4 protein-coding genes are annotated in these 23,373 nt (G+C 53.1%); all 4 read left to right on the top strand.

Going from position 1 to position 23,373, the window contains the following annotated elements:
* The first annotated feature begins 328 nt into the window (after nucleotides 1-328).
* Nucleotides 329-14,497 (top strand): beta strand repeat-containing protein, encoded by a 14,169-nt coding sequence (locus LOC67_RS23080; RefSeq protein WP_230265200.1) that lies wholly within the window; start codon nucleotides 329-331, stop codon nucleotides 14,495-14,497.
* Nucleotides 14,494-20,553: a protein kinase domain-containing protein gene (locus tag LOC67_RS23085; RefSeq protein WP_230265201.1), complete on the top strand. Its 6,060-nt coding sequence runs from the start codon at nucleotides 14,494-14,496 to the stop codon at nucleotides 20,551-20,553. The genes LOC67_RS23080 and LOC67_RS23085 overlap by 4 nt, the downstream gene beginning before the upstream one ends.
* Nucleotides 20,554-20,696: 143 nt before the next feature.
* Nucleotides 20,697-21,773 carry a magnesium/cobalt transporter CorA gene (gene corA / locus LOC67_RS23090; RefSeq protein WP_230265202.1) on the top strand — a complete coding sequence of 359 codons (1,077 nt, stop codon included), beginning with the start codon at nucleotides 20,697-20,699 and terminating at the stop codon, nucleotides 21,771-21,773.
* Nucleotides 21,774-21,917: 144 nt separating this feature from the next.
* Entirely contained in the window at nucleotides 21,918-22,772 is an 855-nt protein-coding gene (locus LOC67_RS23095; RefSeq protein ID WP_230265203.1) for a hypothetical protein, read from the top strand.
* The last annotated feature ends 601 nt before the right edge of the window (nucleotides 22,773-23,373 follow it).

The raw sequence follows: 23,373 nt of genomic DNA on the forward strand, positions 1-23,373 counted from the left end.
GCGTCTCGCATTGCGGAAGGTTGAAATGTCAAACCTCAAAGGTTGGGAAAAGTTCGCGGTTTATACCGAAAACGATACGGAGCTGCGCATCGACGTGGACATAGCGAGAATCGATCACTCAGCATTGCGCGTCGTGCAGAACAGGGAGATCGCTTCCCTTTTGAAAACGCTTTCTAAAATAGACCTGTCGAAAAGCGACAAATTACAAGGACGTTGTGGCACAATCCGATGGAACCTTCGCCGGTCGATTCGATCCAAGCCATAGCCTCTGCCCCGACGCAAACGCCGTAATTACGCCACGGATCCACCTTTTTCCCGAGCCCCAAAAATGCCGACCCGAGCTGTTCTTCGCTGGTTGCGCCGTCTGGGGAGCCGTTCGTCCGCATCGCTGTCAAAGCGATCGACCGGGCGGAAACGTGACCGGTTGGCTTGCCTGCTGAACGTGACACAACTGGAGACACGGCGAGTTCTCAATGCTGACGGATTCGTTGGCGAGCTGTTTGTCGATGCAGGTGAACAGGCAAATGACGGTCAACAAGACTTTTTCGAAATCAACGTCCTCGACGATCAAGTCGACGTTCATGTCAACGGCCGACAAATCGGCTCCACTGCCTTGGACCAGATTTCAAACATTCGGCTTCAAGGGTCCAGTGATAACGATCATGTTCAGGTTAATTACCTGGGCCAACAACCTGCCGGCCTAGACCTGTCCATCGACACCGGATCGGGAGACGACCTCCTGCGACTGGTCTCCACCGATAAGCTGGACTCCTTGGTTTATGCGATTACGGGCAATGAGAACGCCACCATCCAACTGAATTCTTCGGCGTCGACCGATCCACAGGGAATCTCGCGCGACCTAGCTTCCTCAATTCAGCTTCACAATGTCGAACAGATTCAGCAAGACCTGAATACCGAATCGATGTTGGTCAATCTCGATCGTTCGGAGCTTGACGTTCGGTTGACCACGCTTGGCGAATTGGGAAGCCAACACGAACTGCGAATTGGCGAAACACTTAGCGAGTCTTTCGATCAAAATCCGTCCATCTCCATCGAGTTCAAATCGTCTTCGTCCGACTTCACGATCGATACGACCTCGGATGCTCAGGACGCCGGTCGCAACAATGTGACCATTGTTGGTGAAGGAATGTGGTCGGGATCCGGCTTCCACATTCTTGGTGACACTCGTGATCACTTTGTCTTCGAAGGCGTCCAACACTTCGATGGGAACGACGTCAGTATTTCCACCGGCGTGATCAACTGGAACGGCGAACTCGTTTCCCAAGCAGCTTCGATTGATCTGCAAGCTTCACAGTCGATCAACTTCTCGCAAAATTCGGGCGTCTTCAATTCGCTTGGTTCAGTTAACGTTTCGGCACAAGAAATCATCTTCCAAGGAACCATCATTTCCGAAGGTGGCAACGTCAAACTCGACAGCGGAGCGTCGGGTACCACGCTTGTGTATGGATCGATCAACGTAGACCACTTTGCCGATAGCATGGTTGGCGGACGCATTGAAGTCTTAGGCGAACGCGTTGGAATATTGGACACTGCGATCCTTAGCGCATCGGGATTCGCCGGGGGCGGGACAATCCTAGTTGGAGGCGACTACCAAGGCGGCAACGACACGATCCATAATGCAGACCGCACGTTCGTCTCATTCAACGCGGCGATTTTTGCAGATGCCATCGAACACGGGAATGGTGGAACGGTCATCGTCTGGGCGGATCAATGGACTCGCTATTACGGTCATATCAGCGCTCGCGGAGGCCAACAAAGTGGCGATGGAGGCTTCGTCGAAGTATCGGGCAAACAGTCGCTTGACTTTGCCGGACGGGTCAACCTGCAAGCCGAAAACGGTGAGCAGGGTTCGCTATTGCTTGATCCTCTGGATGTCAACATCGTCAACGGTGGTGCCGACGGTGGCGAGATAGCGGATTCCGAAGTCCTATTTGCGGATAGCCCCGGCAGCACGTTCAACATTCAGGCATCTTCCATCACGGATGTCGTCGGACTGATCGTCATTCAGGCGACCAATGACATTGTCGTCGATGAAGCGATCAGCCTCGCGACCGCATCATTAGCCTTGCAAGCCGGCAACGACCTAACGATCAACTCAAGTATCGATGTTGGCGGTGACCTATTTCTCGAAGCTGACTCTGTCCATGATTCACCCGATGGCTCGGGAACCCTGACCATCACTGGTGCCATCAGCGTCACGTCAACGACAGGTGAAATCCACCTGATCGCACCGAACTTTTCTTTCACAGGCGGAGCAACGGTCGGGTCTGGAACGACGAATGTCTATTTGTCGAAACCACAAGGTGGAACACTCGACATCGGCTCCGATATCGATATTTCGTCACTTGCTGCTTTCGCGACCGCCGGAACGGTCACACTGGGACAAGCGACCACCGGTGGCGATGACAGTTCTTTCACCAATCAACAAACTATCACAGTCGATACAGTCAATTTCGGCAGTGCTGCGACCTTTGCCGCTGCAGACGCGGGACAGATCTCGGTCATTGCCAACGACGGTGTGATTATTGATGCGACTTTAACGACCAATCAGAACCTGACAATCAACGCAGATGCGGACGCGGACGAAACCGGAACACTAACGGCTAACAACAACAAAGACATTGTCACCAATGGTTTCGATTTGGCGGTCACTGCGGCTGACGTGGACTTGGTCAATCAAGCAACAATTGATGCCTCGACCGGCAATGTAAGTTTCACGTCGACGAACAGCTCCGGCGTTGAACTCGGCACCACAAGCTTGACTCGATTCAATCTGAATGTAGGTGAGCTTTCAGACATCACAGCGAATGACCTAACTGTCACGACAGACCAAACGATCATCGTCGACGGTGTCACTGCTGCATCCAGCAACGCGATCGCGGGCGATTTCATTTTGGTTGCCAACGGCGCCAGCTCAACCGTCACATTCAGCGGCACGGATTCGACTTTTAACGCCTTGCAAGTTCTTGCGTCCGACGGCGTCACTGTGACCGCGGGCTTAACTACCGCCACAGGCGGCATATCGATCGATGCTGATACCGATGTAGGAGACGGCGTTGGCACCTTCGAAGTCTCAGGGCTGACAGGAAAAGTGGACACCGGAGGTCAGAACCTTTCGGTCACCGCAGACGACATCACACTGGCAACTTCACTTCTAGTCGGTCGAATCGATACCGGAGCCGGAAGTGTCACTTTGATCGACTCCGACGGAAGCGGGATCGCGTTTGGTTCAACTACTGTCGCGACCGATTTCGAACTGACCGATGCTGAATACCAAGAAATCACTGCTCAGCAACTGACGCTGCAAACGTCAGGCAATTTGATATTCGATGCGGTCGCAGCAAATGCGAATGTTGACGAAGTGCAATTGATCGCCGACGGCGGATCGTCCACGATCTCTAGCGGCAGCAACAGCTCTAGCTTTGCGATCTTCAGCTTGTCGTCCACCGACGGGATCACCATCAACGGAGACGTAACAACATCCGGGACCATCACTGTTGACAGTGATAGCGACGATGACGGCAGCGGAACTTTTACAATCGCATCCTCCGTTGCTGTCGATTCGACCAATCAGGCGATCAGCATCGTTGCCGCCGACGTTGACTTCACCGGTACATTGAATTCCGGAACGGCAAGCATTTCGATAACCGAATCGGTTTCTGACGGGATCCAAATCGGCGGAAGTTCAGGTTCAACGGGGTTGGTGATCTTCGCTAGCGAACTCGACAATCTGACAGCGACGGGACTGAATCTTGCTACGGATGCAAACGTGACCATCGCCGCGATTGACGCAAGTGAAAGCGATCAAATTGCGGGACTGGTTGACATCACGACGACGGCGGCTGCCACGATCAACGCCGTCGCCACATTCAACGCATTGCGAATCAGATCCAACGATGGAATCACCGTCAACGCAAACCTAGCGACGGCAGTCGGCGACTTGACTTTAGACGCTGATTTCGACAACGCGACCTCGGGAGGTTTGCAGTTCGCTGCCGGCGTGCAGCTGGATTCTGCGGGAGCGATACAACTTGATGCGACCACAGGCCTCGTTACCGCCGCGGGTAGCCTGACCGTGTCAGCTGACAATGGTATTTCGCTTTCGGATTCGCTTACCTCTGCGGGAACGTTGACCTTCAATTCCGATGACGACGCGGATGGAACCGGTACGTTGACGATCGGCACCGGCGTAACTTTGTCATCGACCAACCAAACCATTGGGCTTACTGCAGCCGATCTTGTCCTCGACGGTTCTGTCGATTCCGGGACTGCTAGCACGACATTACAGTCAACGAGCAACCTTGGCCTGGGTGCGACAAGTGTTACTGGAATGAATGTCACGCAAAGCGAACTCGATGCGGTTACCTCCAATGGCCTGACTGCGCAAGCAAGCGGCCAGCTTGTCGTTGACGGTGTCACACAGCCAGTCAACGTTTCTGGTTCAGTCACACTGATCGCTAGTGGAACTAGCCCATCGATCCAGTTCCAAAATAGCGCATCCTCGTTCCTTGCATTGTCTCTGCAAGCGGATGACGGCATCACCATCGCTGCGAACGTTACGACGACCGCAGGCGTGTTGTCCATCAACGCTGACGCCGATGGAAATGACAACAACGGTACGCTCAGCATCGGTGCAGGAGCAACACTGACCAGTACCAACCATGCGATTCAGGTTACCGCCAACGACATCGCAATCAGTGGAGCGATTTCAAGTGGTACCGCAAGCACGACAATCACGGATTCCGATGGCAACGGGATTGGCATGGGCACCCAGACGGTGGCCAACGGATTGAATTTAAACCAAACCGATTTGGACGCCATTACCGCTTCGGAGCTTTTTCTTACGAGCGCTGGCGGGATTTCGGTGGGTGGAGTCACGGCCCCGGCCGGACTTTCAGGAACGACCCATTTGGACGCAGCCGGAACGATTCGTTTCGAATCAGCTGCGTCGACATTCCAGTCGCTTGATGCGGCATCCGACGATCTAATTGTCGTTGAACAAAACCTTTCAACTACCGTTGGCGGAATCACTTTGGATGGCGACTCCAACGGGTTGGTCGATACCAATGACCAGATTCAGTTTGCTTCCGGAGTTGCTTTGAATGCCGCAACGACACTCACACTCGATGCGAGTAACGGGAACTTGACATCAGCAGGTGCACTGTCACTGACCGCCAATGACGGAATCAGTCTCAACGATGCTTTGGCTGCGAACGGCACACTCACGATCAACGCGGATGCTGACGCTAATGACGGAATCGGAACGCTAACGATAGCCGGTGGAATTACCAGTAGTAACGACGACGTTTTAGTTTCCGCAGATGACATAAGCCTTACCGGCGGGATCGATGTCGGAACGGGTGCGATCTCGATTCAAGCGACAGGAACTGCCTCGATCGCTCTCGGAAGCGCTAGCGTCGCCAGTGGCATTCAGCTAACCGACGCAGAATTGGCAGGACTAGTCGCCGATGACTTGACGATTCAAGCTCCCGCCGAAATTCGCGTTGCCGCCGTTTCATCGCTGACACAAATTGCAAATGCAGTGAACCTGATCGGTAGTGGAACCACGTCACAGATCATCTTCGAAACCACCGCATCCTCGTTTCAAGCGTTGAATGCGACGGCAACCGATGGCATCACCGTCAATACGAACGTCGATACGTTGGTGGGTGGAATCACATTGACAAGCGACAGTGATGGGGATGAAATCGGATCGGTAACCGTCGCCAGTGGAGTCAGCTTGACCTCGGCTGATAGCGTTCAAATCACCGCTGAAGACATCGTCCTGTCTGGAAACATTGTTTCCACAAGTCAGGTAACGCTGACGGATTCTGGTGGAGGAACCGCGGGTTTCGGAATCGGTGACACCACGATTGTCGGAGGAGTCAACCTGTCCACTGGCGAGCTGCAACGAATCTCATCGACCGACCTTCTGATCACGACATCGGGTAACGTCGAAGTCGACAATGTCAGCGCGAGCAACAGCAACAATGTCAGTGGTCTTGCAACAATCCAATCCGGCGGCCAAGTCACGATTGCAGCGACTGGCGCCGTTTTCAATGCACTTTCAATCGATGCCGATGCCGGAATCGTTGTTAACGGAAATCTAACGACAGACAGCGGAAACCTGTCACTCGATGGCGATGCCGATACGTCTGACGATGGCGTAGGAGTTGACCGCATTACCTTTGCCGCAGGAATTCAAATCTCTTCCGCTGGCAACCTGACCTTGGATGCCGATGGCGACAAGATGATTGGGTCGGGAACCCTAACGCTTAATGCGGCGGATGGGATCACCATCAATGACGACCTCACGACAAGCGGCGCGATTAGCTTCAATGCAGATACCGATGCGGGTGACCAAACCGGAACACTGACTGTTGTCGCGTCCGCAACAGTCGACTCGACAAACAACTCTGTCCAGATCACAGCCGATGATATTGCATTGCTGGGGAACCTTACCGTCGGAACGGGATCACTGACCATTGTTGATTCGGACGGCGATGGCATCGGGCTCGGCGACGCGGTGACCGCAGGAATCAACCTAAGCGGAGCCGATCTGCAAGGATTGGCAGCGACCAATCTGACGTTATCAACTAGCGGAAACATCGAAGTCGACAACGTCACCGCGGCGAATTCGGCCAACATCACCGGTGTCATCCAACTTAACAGCGGATCGACAACCACCTTTTCGTCCACGTCCGTTTTCAACTCAATCAGCGTCAACTCCGATAACGGTGTCATTGTTCAAGGAAACCTAACCGCAGATACCGGATCAGTCTCCATTGACGCCGACGCGAACAACTCAGCCGACGGAAACGACCAGATTCAGCTTTCCTCTGGTGCACAGATCAACGCCGTTTCAACAATCTCACTCGCGGCGACAAACGGCGGTATCACTGGCGCCGGAACACTCTCGTTGAATGCGGGCGACGGAATTCAAATTCAAGACGCCATCTCCAGCACTGGCGCGATGACATTCGATGCCGATACCAATGATGATGGTATCGGAGTGCTACAAGCTCTCTCGACGATCACCTCGACGAACGCCAACATCGACGTCACGACTAGCGACATCGATTTCCAAGGGAATGTATCCGCCGGAACAGGCGAGATTTTCATTCGAGATTCCGTCGCATCTGGAATCTCCTTGGGCGACAATCCGATGGCGGGTGCGATTAGCTTGGGCGATAGTGAATTGCAACTGCTCACGGCCAACGGTCTTACACTTCAAACGCAAGGCGATATCACCGTCGACAATGTCACGCCTCCGGTATCAATCTCCGGAACGGTCGCATTGATTGCCAACGGTGCCGGATCAACGATCTCTTTTCAAAACGGAGCATCCTCATTTGATGGACTAAGTATCAGTGCGAGTGATGGTGTTTCGGTCGGCGCCGATTTAACCACCACCGGTAGCTTAACGATCAATGCGGACACTGATTCGCCAGATGGAATTGGAACCTTTTCTGTGGCCGCGGGAGTCACCGTCAATACAACGAACCAAGACCTTTCGGTCACCGCCAACGACCTCGACCTGCAAGGCAACATCAATGTCGGCTCTGGCGATACCTTGCTGATAGATTCAGACGGTACCGGAATTGGACTCGGCTCAACCGCCGTCGGGTTCGATATCAGCCAAACTGAATTACAGCGAATTTCGACTAACGATCTTGAACTACAAACGAGCGGTGGAATCACGGTCGACAACATTTCCGCAGCCAATAGCAATGCCGTTAGCGGCACTCTTCTTTTGAACGCCGACGGCGCGATCACATTTACCGCCAATGGCGCCACCTTCAACGCGTTGACAGCACAAGGAAATGGCGTGGTCGTCGCGGGCGTGCTCGCGACCGATGTTGGGGACTTGTCGCTAGACGGTGATAAAAATAATGCAGGCGGAGATGACTTAGTTTTTGCCGCCGGCGCGAGCGTCTCATCGGCAGGAAGTTTAACTGTTGCCGCAACATCAGGTGACATCACATCACCAGGCGCTTTAACCCTGCAAGCCGCTGACGGTATCAATATCGAAGACGATTTGATAACAAACGGCACGCTACTGCTGAATGCAGACACAGACAGTGACATCGACGATGGACAACTAACTCTGGCCAGTGGAGCCTCCGTCGTTACGAACAACGGCACCCTGACAATCATTGCATCCGATCTGGATATCCAAGGGAGCTTTGATAGCGGTACCGCTTCGACAACGATTCAAAACTCTGAAGGCGATGGAATTGGGCTTGGAACCGCAACGGTCGCGGGCGGGATGAATCTAAGCAACGTTGACCTACAGGATTTTACCGCGACAGATTTCACAATCAGCACCACTGGCGATATTGTTGTCGATGGATTCACACAAGCCGGCACAATCGCAGGAACGACAACTCTTGATGGGGACAACGTCACCTTCTCTGGCAATGCGTCGAGTTTTGAAACGCTGCTGGTCCAAGCTGACGACAGAATCGAAGTCAACGCAAATGTGACAACGGTGACGGGTTCGTTGGAATTGATTGCCGACGCCAACCTGTCTTCTGATACCAATGACGACATTCTTTTCGCTGCCGACACACAGTTGACCAGTGCGGGCCAGCTCACCCTACAAGCAACGACTGGAGACATCACCGGTGCAGGCGCTTTGACACTGCTCAGCGCCGATGGGATGACGATTAAAGACTCGCTCACTACCTTAGGTGCATTGGTGATCGATGCCGACACCGACAACGGTGGTTTGGGCACGCTAACCGTTGATGCCGGTGTCACGGTCTCGTCTACCAATCAATCAATTTCGCTGACCGTTGGTGATATGTCGATCGCGGGCGGCATCGATGCGGGTACCGCGACGATTACAATCGAAGACAGCGACGGAGCGGGCATCGGACTTGGAAATGCAACCATTGTTGGCGGCCTGAACTTGACCGTCGCCGACTTTCAAGACTTCACCGCTGGCGGACTGGTCTTAACAACGGCCGGCAACATCGAAGTCGATGGGATGTCACAACCAGCGACGCTCGGTGGCACGACGCAGCTGAATGCCAGTGGCGCCGGATCCACTGTTACTTTCTCCGGCACTGCATCTTCGTTCAACACCTTGTCAATCGATGCCAATGACGGTGTATCAATCCAAGCGAATCTTTCGTCCACCGTTGGTGACTTGACGATCAATTCCGACGTCGATGCAGGTGACAATAACGGCACACTGACAATCAATGCCGGCGTGGTGGTATCGACGCCCAATCAGCAACTGCAGATCACCGCCAATGACATGGACCTGCAAGGCACCCTGAGCAGCGGAACTGCTGAAACGACAATTGGTGTTTCGGACAGTTCGGCGATAGCTTTGGGTAACGCAGTCGCTGTAAACGGGCTGACACTCGACACGTTAGAAATGACTCGAATCACGTCGGGCGACCTTACGTTCCAGGCGTCGGACAACATCATTGTCGATGGGGTAAATCAGCCCGGCACCGTCCAAGGCACCACCAATCTACAATCCGGCGGTACCGTTCAATTCACAACCACCGCATCGGTATTTACGGCACTTAATGTCGAAGCGGATGACCAAGTGGATGTTGCGGCTGATGTGACAACCACCGGTGGCGATATCATCTTGGACGGTGATGCTGACAATTCTGGAGGAACCGCGACGTCAATACTATTTGCTGCCGGCAGCACGCTAACGTCCAGCAATGCGATTACATTGAACTCATCCACCGGTGGAGCGACCGCAGTAGGCCAATTGGATTTGCTGGCCAATACCGATATCACACTCAACACCGATCTTGTGGCCAATGGAATCGTTTCACTTAATGCCGACAACGATGCCAACGGAAGCGGAACGGTGACGGTTTCTGGGGCTGGATCGATCTCCAGTACCAACCAACAGATCAACATCACTGCGAATGACCTTGCCCTCAGTGGAGCGGTATCAGCAGGTACGAGTACGGTTCAGATAAGCGATTCCGATGGCTCCGGTATCGGACTAGGTTCTGCGATCGTGTCCGGTGGTATTTCGCTGAGCAACATCGACGTTGGGAATGTTTCCGCAGGCACACTGTTGATCAGCACTCAAGGCAATATCTCCGTCGATGGTTTTACGCAACCAAGCTCGATCACGGGGGATGTTCAACTTCAAGCAACCGGTGGATCGTCAACCATTGCCTTCTCAGGCAGCGATACCACATTCGAGGAAGTCACAATGACGGCTGCCGACGGCGTTAGCTTGGCGGCAAATGTCACGGTACTTTCCGGAGACGTCACGATTCAAGCGGACAGTGACGCCGGCGACGGAACAGGAACATTCTCAATTGCCTCGGGTTTTACTCTCGACTCATCGAACCACAACGTATCGGTTACCGCAAACGATATTGATCTACAAGGGACAATCAACGCGGGCACCGGATCAATAACGTTGATCGATTCGGATGACTCCGGAATACGCATCAGCAACTCAGGCGCTACTGGAGTGTTGTCAGTTTCTGAAGCAGAATTGAATTCGGTCGTCACGTCGAACTTAACATTCTCGACAGGCGGCCAAATCCTGGTTAGTGACGTCACTCAAAACACTGCAACGGCGGATTTAACTCAGCTGATCGCAGGGTCCAATGTTGTCTTTGGGACCGATACATCGACCTTCAATTCACTGAACGTTCAAGCCGACAACGGAATCGGTTTGTTCGTCGGTGTCATGACCTCTGAAGGTGACCTTTCCCTTGACGGTGATGCGAACAATTCGGCTGACGGAAACGATACAGTCTTATTCTTTTCAGGCGTGCAAGTGTCTTCCGCAGGTGATTTGACCCTTGACGCGACGTCAGCTGAAATCCGCGTCAACGGCACCGCGACACTTCAGGCCGATGAAGACCTAACCATCAATGATGCTTTGACCAGTACCGGCACATTGAACCTGTACGCTGATGCGGATGCCGACTCGAGCGGAACACTATCGGTTGCGGCAGCCGCATCGATTGACACAAACAATAACGCATTGACCTTGATGGCGAACGACCTTTCCATTGCAGGAACGGTCTCATCAGGAACCGCGACAACCACCATCAGTGACTCTGACGCCGGTGGTATCGGGCTTGGAAACGCAACCATTGTCGGTGGGTTAAATATCGACAACAGTGAATTAGATAAATTCACCGCCGGTGCGATGCTATTCTCAAGCAACGGAAACATCGAATTGGATGGTCCGGTTCAACCTGCAACCGTCTCTGGTAGTTTGGATCTAGAAGCTGCCGGATCCATTTCGTTTTTGAACACGACACCGACGTGGTCGGCCATCGACGCTAAGGCGGATTCGGGCATCAATGTCAACGTGAATTTGACGACCAGTTCAGGTGCGCTTGATTTGGACGCGGACGCGGACGATTCAGGTTCTGGACAATTGAACCTAGCTTTCGGCGTCCAGCTTAGCTCAGCATCAACGATATCGCTCGACGGAGCGTCGATCCAAGGCAGTGGAGGCTCCGCTTTAAACGCTGCCGACGGCATTACCATTTCCGCTGATTATTCGACTGGTGGGACGCTTACCATTGACGCCGACACCGACTTCGGTGACCAAACTGGGACGCTGAATGTTTCGACCGGCGCTTCGATCACCACCGGCAATCAGCAACTTTCGATCACCGCTGAAGACATCAATCTGTCCGGAACCCTCGATACCGGAACGGCTCAACTGACGATTGCCGATTCCGATGGAAGTGGCATTGGCTTAGGAAACACCATTGTCGGAAATGGACTGAATATTTCCGGATCTGAACTACAAAACATCCAAGCCGGTCAGCTTAACCTCAGCACTACCGGTGATCTTTATGTCAATGGGATCTCGAGTACGAACAGCGCTGGCGTTAGCGGAGACGTTGTCTTGCAATCGGGAAGCCAAGTTAACTTTTCGGGCTCCGATTCGACCTTCGGATCCTTAGACGCTCAGGCGAACGACGGTATCAATGTTAACACCACAGTCATCACGAATGTCGGCGACCTTCGCCTCGATGGCGATGCCAATAACGCAGTGGACTCATCCGACTCGATTCTGTTTGCCTCTGGGATAAATTTGACTTCAGCAAGTCAGCTTTCTCTGCAAGCTGACCAAGGAAGTCTGGTCGGATCCGGTGCATTGAACCTCTTTGCTGCGGACGGCATTCAGGTCGAAAGCGATCTATCCACCTCCGGCGTTTTGACGATCAATGCCGATACGGATGCAAACGACGGTGTTGGGACGCTTAGCGTCAATGGCGGTTCGACGATCACGACGAATAACAATGCATTAAACATCACCGCCGAGGATGTTAGCTTTAGCGGCTCACTCAATAGCGGCACTGCGACAATCACGATCACGGAGTCCGAAGGCGACGGAATCGGTTTCGGAAGTACGACTGTTGCCGGAGGATTGAACTTTACCAATGGTGATCTTGCTGGTTTTACGTCCGGCGGTTTGACGTTGACAACCTCAGGCGATTTCGTTGTCGATGGCGTCGTCCAACCGGGCAATATCACGGGGCTTGTGACACTTTCAGACTCCGGCTCATCGTCGGATGTAAGTTTTGCCAATAGCGGATCCACGTTTGGGCAGCTGGCGGTCAACATCGGCGGCAATATCTCGGTCGCCGCTGATGTCCAATCGACATCCGGTGATTTGCAATTCACTTCAACCGGCAGCCTGTCCGTTGCCAACGGCGTCCAAATCGTCGGAGCGGGAAACGCAACTGATCTCACGATTGCGGCGAGCAACGTCACACTTGGAAATGGTTCATCGGGTTCAGAAAGTCTTTACAACCCAAATACCGGCAACATTTCCATTACGACCACAAGTGGTGCCGTTGATGTCGACGACTTTGCGATCGCAAGTGACTCTGGGACTATCTATATCAATGCGGTTGGTGGGATCACTGAGTCCTCAAACAACGACACGGTTAAAATCGCGACATCAGGTTTCATGACGCTTTACGCGGGGAATTCGGTAGGTTCGACCGCGGGTGCAAATCTAGCGGGAACCGGCGCGATCGATATCCAAGCAACCGTGTTAACGTCGTCGCTGTATTCGACGGGTGGACTATTCCTACGCATTGACAACGCGGTCAATGTTCTGGGACTTCAGACAACCAACGGCAGCATCGAAGTATTGTCGACTGATGTGATGAACATGCTCAGTCCCGTGACTGCCGGCGGAGTGGGTGATATTACGCTGATCGCATCAACGCTATCGTTCATCGACAGCGGAGACGTCACCACCAACTCAGGTTCGATCAACGCTAGCGCTACAACGAATGGCGGATTGCTAATCACTGACGGAGCTGTCTTCACCACCGATCAGGGAAGCATTAGCGGCCAGTTTGTCAATGCAAACAATCCGTTTGACGGATCCAGCGATACAGGTGACCCACTAACCGATTCCAATCGGATCGCACAAATCAATTTGGTCATTGCCGATCCGTACGCCACCGGAATTGGGATCGAAATCGATTGGCAAGAAGGTAACCCAACAGGGCCAGAATTTTCCGCCGCCCCAGGCGACCCACGGACGCAGATCGTTCAGTCGACCATTAGCTCAGGGTCTAGCGGAACCGTTTACGCGCACAACTACGAAAACGCCCCCGACCCTACGGATCCTTCCGCAGACATCAACGTTGAATTGCGAATAACGGAAATCGCTGGCGGATCGATCAACCTATTTGACGCCGGCACATCAGTTTTTGATGTGACAATCAACACACCGCAATCACTCGTGCTGGTGGTGTCATCGCCTATCCTACCGTTCTTTGTTGCCTTGCCGGCGTCCGACATTCCTGATGCGATTGTTCAACCGACATCTGTTGCCGTCCAAGTAGCCGAACGTCAGCGACTGTTTACGACACAAGCGCCACAGGTACTTACCGGGTCGATCGGAACGGCAAGACAATTGGAACAACGCTACTACGTTCTCAGGATTGTTACCTTCGGATCCGAAGGCGAGATAAAAATCATTCGGGACAATCAAGAATTCCGGCTGCCGGACCTTGAAGATTCCGACTCAGACAGCGGCTTTGAAATCAGTCAGCTTCCAGAGCTGTTTAAGCGACTGCCCGATGACCGTTACCGAATTTATATGATCGAAGGACAGACAGAACGACTTGTACTGGATTTCATCATTCAAGATGGACAACCAATCGAAGCGCAGCACACTGACAACGCTACGTCATATCGCCAGACCAGCGAAGGTGACGTGACAGACAGTGAAAATCAGCTTGATGTGTCTAAAACCCATTCGCCAACCACGCGAATCGACGGTCCGCATACCGATACGCAGTCGGATCAATCGAGTTTGATGGAGCGTTTTGGGCGAGCACCATTGGTGGCCGCTGGCGGCATGATATTAACGGCAGAGATGATGCGATTTACAAAACGCGATACCGCGTCCTCCCGGCAAATACCGATACAGAATCAACGACCAACCAAACGTGATCAAGCAACGCACGTTGGAGCATCCCGATGAAAATCATTTGCACGTACTGTGGATCGGAATGCGGTGAGCGCGAACAGCAGAACGGACGTTGTGGAAGCTGCGCGTGTTTCTTTGTCGGAACCGAGGTCGTCGTTCAAGAAGAAGACGCGTCACTCGGAAACGCCCCGACCTCAGATACGGGACATCCCGCGGTCGATTCCGATCCAGCGATCGAACCACCGCCGGCACCTCCAAAACCTCCACCGATCGTCGCTCCAAAATCAGAGCTAGGGGCGTTGCTGGAATCGATGATGCCCGAAGCAAACCAGCTTTTGGGAGGGTTCAACCCGGACTCGGTCGAACCTGATTTGCCGATGATGGGCATGGAAGCAAGTGAAGGGCTAATTCAGCCTCGCAAGCTTTCGCCCCAATACCAAAAACGTGTCGAACGAACCTGGCAATCCACATTCGGTGGCGGAGCCTTTTCGGCAGAGCACACGCTTAATTCGGCTTCGCCCTCGATGGGCACCAAAAAGGATTGCCCTACACTTAGCATCGCGACGCGTAAGATCTCACGTGCCGAAGATGGCGATAGACGAGATATCGACGGTGACTATGAACTTAAAGAAGTTATCGGCGAAGGCAGCATGGGGCGTGTCTGGTCGGCGCGACAAACATCACTTGATCGAAACGTAGCCGTCAAAGTTCCGATGGCTGAACTGGCTGGGTCGGGAAGCGTTGGCGAAAGCCAGTTCATTTCCGAAGTCGTCGTCACCGGGCAACTGGAACACCCCAACATTGTTCCGATTTATGAGCTCGGACGTGATGCCAATGGTCTACCGTTTTACTCGATGAAGCACGTCCAAGGGCAAGCTTGGAACGAGTCCATTGCGGATAAGACGACTGCGGAAAACATCGAAATCCTGATGAAGGTCTGCGATGCGATCGCGTTCGCTCATGACCGGAATTTCCTTCATCGCGATATCAAACCACACAATGTGATGGTGGGGGAATTCGGCGAAGTCTCGGTCATGGACTGGGGTATTGCCGTTGCTGTCCAGCGCGATCCGACCAAACCCTGGGCTTCCGTCGCGACGGGCCCAGCTGGAACCCCGGCCTACATGGCGCCAGAAATGGCGGCGCACAATCCGTCAGAACTCGGCGCGGTCAGCGATATCTATCTGCTTGGCGCGGTGCTGTACGAAATTGTTACCGGAACCCCGCCGCACCCTAAGACTGGCGACACCAGGGCGGCGTTACTCGCCGCCGCAGCCAACGAAATCATACCGACGACAAAGACCGGTGAATTGGTTGACATAGCGCGTCGGGCGATGGCGACCAACTTGGAAGACCGATACCAGACGGTCAAAGAATTCCAAGACGCGATTCGTGAATACCAATCCCATCGCGAAAGTATCAAGCTGTCCGAAAGTGCGAAACAGCATTACCAAAGCGCTGCCGAAAACCACAGCAGCGATGAATATGCACGTTCTCGATTCGCATATGAAGAAGCCTTGCGGTTGTGGGACGGCAATCATTCCGCACGACAAGGTTTGAAGGTTGCGACGTTAGCCCACGCGAAGAACGCGCTTGATCAAGAAAACTTCGAACTGGGAATCTCGATTCTCGATGCGTCCGACCCAAGTCATCGCGATTTGTTAAACAAGCTTGAATCCAGTCGAGCACAACGACGCCGGTTGGCCGCGGTTTCCAAAATCGCTGCAGCCACGGCGGCGATCGCAGTTTTTGCTGTCGTCGGTGTAACGTTTTATTCCTACGGAGAATTGAAAGATAGCGCCGCAAAACTTGAGACCGAAAAAGAAGTCGCGGTTCAAGAGCGACAAAATGCAATGCAAAGCGAAGAAGCGGCGATCGCTGCCGCTGACCTCGCGAAAGAAGCCGAACGGAAAGCGAAGTTGGCCGAGCGCGTCGCCCTCGTTGCCAAAAACGAAGCACGCGGCGCCGAAGTAGTCGCGCGTCAGGAAAAACGACGCGCCGAAGAGGCAGCCTATGCGTCCGAGATCGGCCTCGCGGCAGAATCGATCCGGCGAAACGATTTCGAAAAAGCAGAGCGAATTCTCGACAAAATGGACCCGCTTTCCGGACAACCCTTCAATGCCGTTATGTCTCGCTTGCGTCATTTGGAATGGGGAATCCTGCGGGACGCGTCAGCTCCGTCGTCGATGCAAAAACTGCTGACCGATGTGCACGTCGACTCCGTCACAAGCTCAGTCGATGGTCACATCTTTGCCGCCGGCGCAGACTCTGGAAACGTTTATCTATGGACCAAATCAACCGACGAACAATTGGGCGAACCCGTTGTTGTCAACTTCGGCAGATCCGTCACGTCAGTGGCGCTGTCCGACGATGGATCGAAGCTTGCGGTCGCAGGTATCAGAAACAACCAGATCGACAACGGTGAAAAGGATCAAACCTCGGAAAACACATATGCGATCTCTGTGTGGGAAATCAAAGACGGAAACGTCGCGGCAACACCGATCATTTTGCCCGGGCACCAAGCGACTGTCTTGAGCTTGAGTTTCTCTAAAGACGGACAACGACTCGTCTCTGGCGCTAGCGACCGAAAGGCAATTGTTTGGAACTCGGTCGATGGCACAACGATCTCGGTCATGCGTGACCACTTGGAAAAAGAAGTCTACGACGCCCGCTTTTCCCCCGATGCATCACAGGTTGTCACGAGCTGCGAAGACGGACGGGTCCGCGTGTGGAGTCTAAATACGAATTCCAGTGAAGCCAAAAAGGTCCATGACCTCCGCGGGCACGATGGCCCGGTCTACTGTGCCACGTTCACACCCGATGGCCAATCGATCATCTCGGGCGGGTACGATCGCAAGCTGCTCAGTTGGTCATTAAACACGGCATCAGGTCGTCCCAACGACCTATCAAATCGTCTCATTGCGCAAGCCAGCGAACAAAGTTCTCAATCAGCCGCGTCTACGCAAATCGGCAGCGATGAGGAACAGCATGAAGCGAGCATCCACGCAATAGCAATCGGTCAAATCGATGGACACGACTGTCTACTAAGTGGCGGAAACGACAACACCATCCGAGTTTGGAATTTCGATCGCCAAGCTTGGTCGCTCGATAAAGTCCTACGTGGTCATGGCCGTTGGGTCCGCTCTTGTGTCTTTTCCGATAACGGACGAACGGTTGTTTCCGGAGCATTCGATGGCGTGAAACGCTGGAATTGGAACGCCTATGAACTGCCAAGAGATCTATTCCCGGTAGCAGAACGCCGTCTTGGAAAACGCCCAAGCGAGATCGGCCTGTCAGCGGTTTCAAATTCGATCTACTCTCCTGATGGTCGCTGGGTCGCAAGTTCATATAGCAACGGCAACGTCGCCGTATGGGATTTAGCAGCCGACGATCGCTCCGAAAGTCAGCTGCTTGGTGAAGGCCACGCGTTGCTAACCGCGACGGGTCAATTTTTTGATTCTGACAGCCAGCTTTTGACGTCAGCTGGCGACAACACAACCCGACTTTGGGACGTCCAACGTGGCAGCCAAACCGCAGTCCTTTCAGGGACCGGCTATCGCGGTGTCGCTTCGATTGTTTGCCAACAAGCCAATGGTGACTTTCTGGTGGCAACTGGCAGCGACAATCGGTTGATTCCAGCAAAGCTGTGGTCGGTTCAAGCGGATGGCCAAATCAGTCACCTACCGCTTTTGCAAGATCAAGCGGTAAAGTCAATCGAAGTCGGGCCAATCGCAGGTGCAAATCGATCAACAACGCATTTGACCAGTTCGACTGTTGATGACGAGCAGTTTCGCCAATACCGACAACGTGTTCGTAGGATACCCGACGTCACCAAGATTTCCTCTTCGCCCGATGGACGCAAATTCATCATCGGTGACGCATCAGGTCGCTGCTATGTCTACGCGACTCCCGTCAATTCCTCCGATCCCGAACTAATCAGTTCTGTTTCGATTCACGGTACACCGATCACTGATCTCGTTATCCTTCCAGACAACAGCACTGCGATTTCGGCCAGCGAAGACGGACGTATCCGACAATGGCAATTGGATGACGGACAGGTCATTGGAGAAGTTCCGTGGGCAGGCCCAGTAACCGACTTGGATCTGTCCGAAGACGGGACGAGGCTTATCGTTGGTCACGCACCGGTCATTGGTCAGGACTACCCGATCGCCGAAGTTTTCACTATCGATTCCGATGGTCGTTTCTCATCCAATTGTCAGCTGAATTCGACCGAACCATCAACTCGGACGACAAAGACAATACGTCCAACTGTTCAATCCGTGAAATTCAGTAGGGATGATCAAACAGCTTTGCTAAGCCTGTACTTTCCCGAACAGGTTGAAAACGGCAACCGAATTGGTGAGTCGAGTTCCGGCTATCGGATGGCGTTGTGGAACGCTTCGAATAATGGGCAAGAAATCGAGTGGATCCAAAACGGGGAGAATGGTGAAATCGCCTCTGCTTTGACCACATCCAACAATCGAAAGTCACAACTTCTGGTCGTCGGTGGAAAAGGCGCGCGACTTTGGGACCGACAGGATTCCGATCCGACTCGATTCACAAAACTCGTCCATAGCTTTCGCCCGATCGCCGCGATCACTTCTACAAGTTTTTCGCACGATCCAACAGCCAACCGATCGGAACAACTTTTGATTGGCGATAGCGAGGGCAATCTAAAGGTCTGGCAACTGAACGATAATCAGTGGGATGAAAGCTCCGGAGTTGCGCAAAGTCTTGCAGGTCATCATGAATCCGAGATTATTGCCAGTCAGTTTCATCCGCTTGACCCGACTCGATTTATTTCGGTCGATCGACTCGGTGCATGGCACCAATGGCAGCTCGACGAATCGCAACAATGGCAGATAGTTCAAAGCGGCAAGTTCACAGACGATTCATCAACATGCTTTGTCGCGATGTTCTCCCCAGACGGTCAGTCCGTTGCTGTGGGAACCGACTCCGGAGGCCAACTTTGGAAATTCGATGACAACGGCCAAATTCAAAAATCTGCACAACCATGGGAATCCGGCCCCGTCAGAAACCTGGTATTCAGTCACGACAACCAGTTGATCGTCACAACCGACTCCGACCGGAACGTCTGCTTTTGGGACATGCAATCGAAGCTGCTTGCCCGACTGAATGAAGACGATGCTTTGTCCGTATCAACAATGGATTTATCCAAAGATCGTCGCCGATTCGTCACCGGGCAAGGGAAGCGAGTTGTTATTTGGGACACCAGCCGAATTGATCCTTCAAATTCGGCCCAAACCATGGTGAATATCCCAGAACTGCTAAGCCTGGAAGAACATCGCGCGGTCACATCGGTATCGCTGTCGCCAGATGGCAAGAATCTGCTATCGGCCGGTTCCGAAGGTAGAACGGTGATCTGGAATGGGAAAACGATCGCACCAGTCACGATGACCGGTTCTAGTACACAAATCCTTTACCGCATCGGATCAAAACCTGCTCGACTGGATGGATCGATCATCATCAACGATCCGTGTAACTTGCTGCGTTATGACAATGCCCGAATTCACGTCAGCACAACCACACTTGATGGCGACGAAGACTTGCAACGGGATTTGCGAGAGCGACTAGTGATTGCCCCTGCAGCAAACGATGGCTTTACGATTGACCGTGCGAAAGGAGACGTTTTCTACCAAGCTTATGCTGGCGCTCCCCGTCAACTGGTTGCATCAATACAGTCCGCCAATCGCCCCTCAGAAGGCTTCGACAATCCAGCCAAAGACGTCGATAACCACGCCGAATTGGTCGTACAGCTCTCGCCTCAGATCACGTCAAACATTGTCGAACGTCTGTTAGGGACAATCCATTACTCTGTTGACTCTACCGAACTTGCTACCGTCGATCAATCTTTCGATCCGGCAAAGAAGGAGACGACCAAGTCCAATGCCGTGAATTCGCGGAAAATCAAGATCCGAATTGATTCGCTTGGATATCGTCAAGTCGAGCAATCAAGTTTGCCCAGCACAAACGCGAGATTGTTCCCAAGTGCCTTAGAAAGTGTGATCGAAATTGACATCGAAACGACAGGGACGCAGGACGCTTCGCCACTTGAAGGCCAGGTAGCTCAATTGCATATCGCTAAATAGTTCGTTCCGGATTGGTCTCGTTTGTTCGGCAAACCAGCCGCACCCTGAACGCGACGTCTTGATCGCTGTTTGGTCAAGTCGCCTCCACAAAGGAGTGTTGTGCTGATATACAACGACGTCCCACTTCTCTGGAACCAACCGCGATGTTCAAAAAGCGTCATACCGAAGTCGGTGCTAAACCCGGCACTTTGATGATTTCCGCCGAAGCACCAAAACCGGCGATGTCGATGATTCACTATCGGCAGGAAGGTCGTGCGGAAGAAAAGGTCGTCAACGATGTCAACGAACTGAAAGCGGCATTTCACGACGGTCACGTCACCTGGGTCGACGTCCAAGGATTCGGCGACCACGAACTGATGAAATCCATCGGCGAAATCTTCGAACTGCATCCGTTGCTGCTTGAGGATGTCGTCAACCTTCCGCAGCGAGCCAAAGCGGAATCGTACGACGACCAACTTTTGTTGATCGTGAAGATGGTCGCCGCGGAATCCGCTTCTACAATCGAATTAGAGCAAGTCAGTATTGTAATCGGCCCAACCTATGTGCTGACATTTCAAGAATTCCCAGGTGACGTTCTCGATCCCGTTCGTCGACGAATCCGCGCCGAGAAATCATTGATTCGAAGCCACGGGGCCGACTATTTGGCATACGCGATTGCAGACACCATCGTCGATGCCTACTACCCGGTTTTGGAAACGATCGGGGACCGCATCGAGGCGTTAGAAGACGATGCAGTGATGCGTCCGACACCTGAGCTACTGCGTGAACTGAACCGTTTGAAAAACCGGTTGGTCAATCTCCGACGCGCCGTTTGGCCGCAACGTGAAGCAATCTATTCCTTGATTCGAGACGGGAACACCGTGATCGGCGAAGATGTTCGGTTGTTTCTACGGGATACCCACGACCACTGCGTCCAAACATCTGAAGTCATCGAAATGTACCGGGAAATGGTCGCGAGCTTATTAAACACCTATCTAACCACCATCGCCAATCGGACCAACGACGTGATGAAGGTCTTGACCATCGTCGCGACGATTTTTATTCCGCTTACGTTCATGGCCGGCATCTACGGCATGAACTTTGACCACATGCCTGAGCTTCATACGCGATGGGGCTACCCAATCATCTGGGCCGCGATGATCGTCACGGCCGCAGGTATGGTTTACTTCTTTCGACGCCGCGGATGGCTTGGCGGTGACGATTCGATGGGTGAACGATAGGGAGCATGGGCTGAACAAAACGCGAGGTGTTTTCTGTTCGTTTGCAAACGGATCACAAGACAACTATAGACACGTCGGCTATATTGAAGCGAGGTAGAGAGTTCGGCCATCCCATCCGGTTCGCAGGTGTTTGGAGTCTTGTAAATGGATCGCAGAATACTTTCACTCGGTTTTGTATCGATCGTCATCACTGCAATAGCTGCGCCAGCGTATGCGCAGGTCGCGGAGGTAGTCGCCGCAGCTGATGAGACGGCTGAGTCAGAAGAGTCATCTGGCATCGCTCAAGAATCAAAGTCGATCGTTTCGGAAGGGAAGTTCTATCGTTTGATCAACGGAGAATCGGCTTCGGTCCCATTGGTTGAAAAACCGGTGCTCAACCATCTCGATTCCGAGCGAGGAGAACAAGGTGGTGTGTGGGTGGTCGGTAATCAAGACGAACGCCCCGTAGCCATCATCAGCCTTTGGACCCGCCGTGACTCGACCTTTTGGGTGTATTCGGTTGCGTCACTGTCGGAACAAAATCGGATCGAAGCGACTTTGGGATCCGACATTCGCTGGGCACCTCAGCCATTTCAATTGGAATTCCATTCGCTGACGCTCGACGCGGCCCCGTCCAATTCGGCCCCCATTCGCTATTCGCAACTGAAACGAATCGCACGCCTGTTTAGCGGCCATGAATACTGGCAGGATAGTCGTCATGAGTTACGCATTCTGGCCCGCGAGATGTATCGATATCAAGATCCACAGAAAGGCATTTTGGACGGAGCGGTGTTCTCGATCGCCCACAATACAAACACGGAATGTTTTTTGTTGTTGGAAGCGTTCGAAAAGGATGGGAAGAAATCGTGGAGATACGCGCTTCGCAGAAATGGATTTGCCAAACTACACATTCATTTTGACGGAAAAGAGGTTTGGACTCGACCGACCATTGGCATCAATGGAAATACAGCAGACCCGACTGATGCCTATTATTTGTTTACGCTTCCGCGTAAGAAATAAATTTTGCGAAGGGTGCATGATGAGTCGTAGTTTTGAAAACGATCGGTACTGAGCCGCATTCGCGCTAGCGACGGTTGAAAACAACATCAGCCGCGCGGCGCCAGCCCGCGGTTAACGAACCTGTAGAAACTGCGGACGAAACCGGGGCTAATGCCCATCGGCTGATAAGAAGGAAACGCTGATACACTTCGCGATTAACCTCAACAAACCGCAGCTCACAGACCAAACAACTGAGCCGGTTCGCGCTAGCGACGGTTGATACCGTTCACGATCTGCACACCACGCAGCCCACAACATCAGCCGCGCGGCGCCAGCCCGCGGTTAACGGTATGCGCCAGGACACATAACCGCTCGCTCGCGCGATGCGGCTGATTGAAAAGGGAACGCGGCTAGTGACATTGCAGCTCACAGACCAAACAACTGAGCCGGTTCGCGCTAGCGACGGTTGAAAACAGTTCACGATCTGCACACCACGCAGCCCACAACATCAGCCGCGCGGCGCCAGCCCGCGGTTAACGGTATGCGCCAGGACACATAACCGCTCGCTCGCGCGATGCGGCTGATTGAAAAGGGAACGCGGCTAGTGACATTGCAGCTCACA

Origin of the sequence: Stieleria sp. JC731, assembly GCF_020966635.1 — a bacterium.
Taxonomy (GTDB): Bacteria; Planctomycetota; Planctomycetia; order Pirellulales; family Pirellulaceae; genus Stieleria.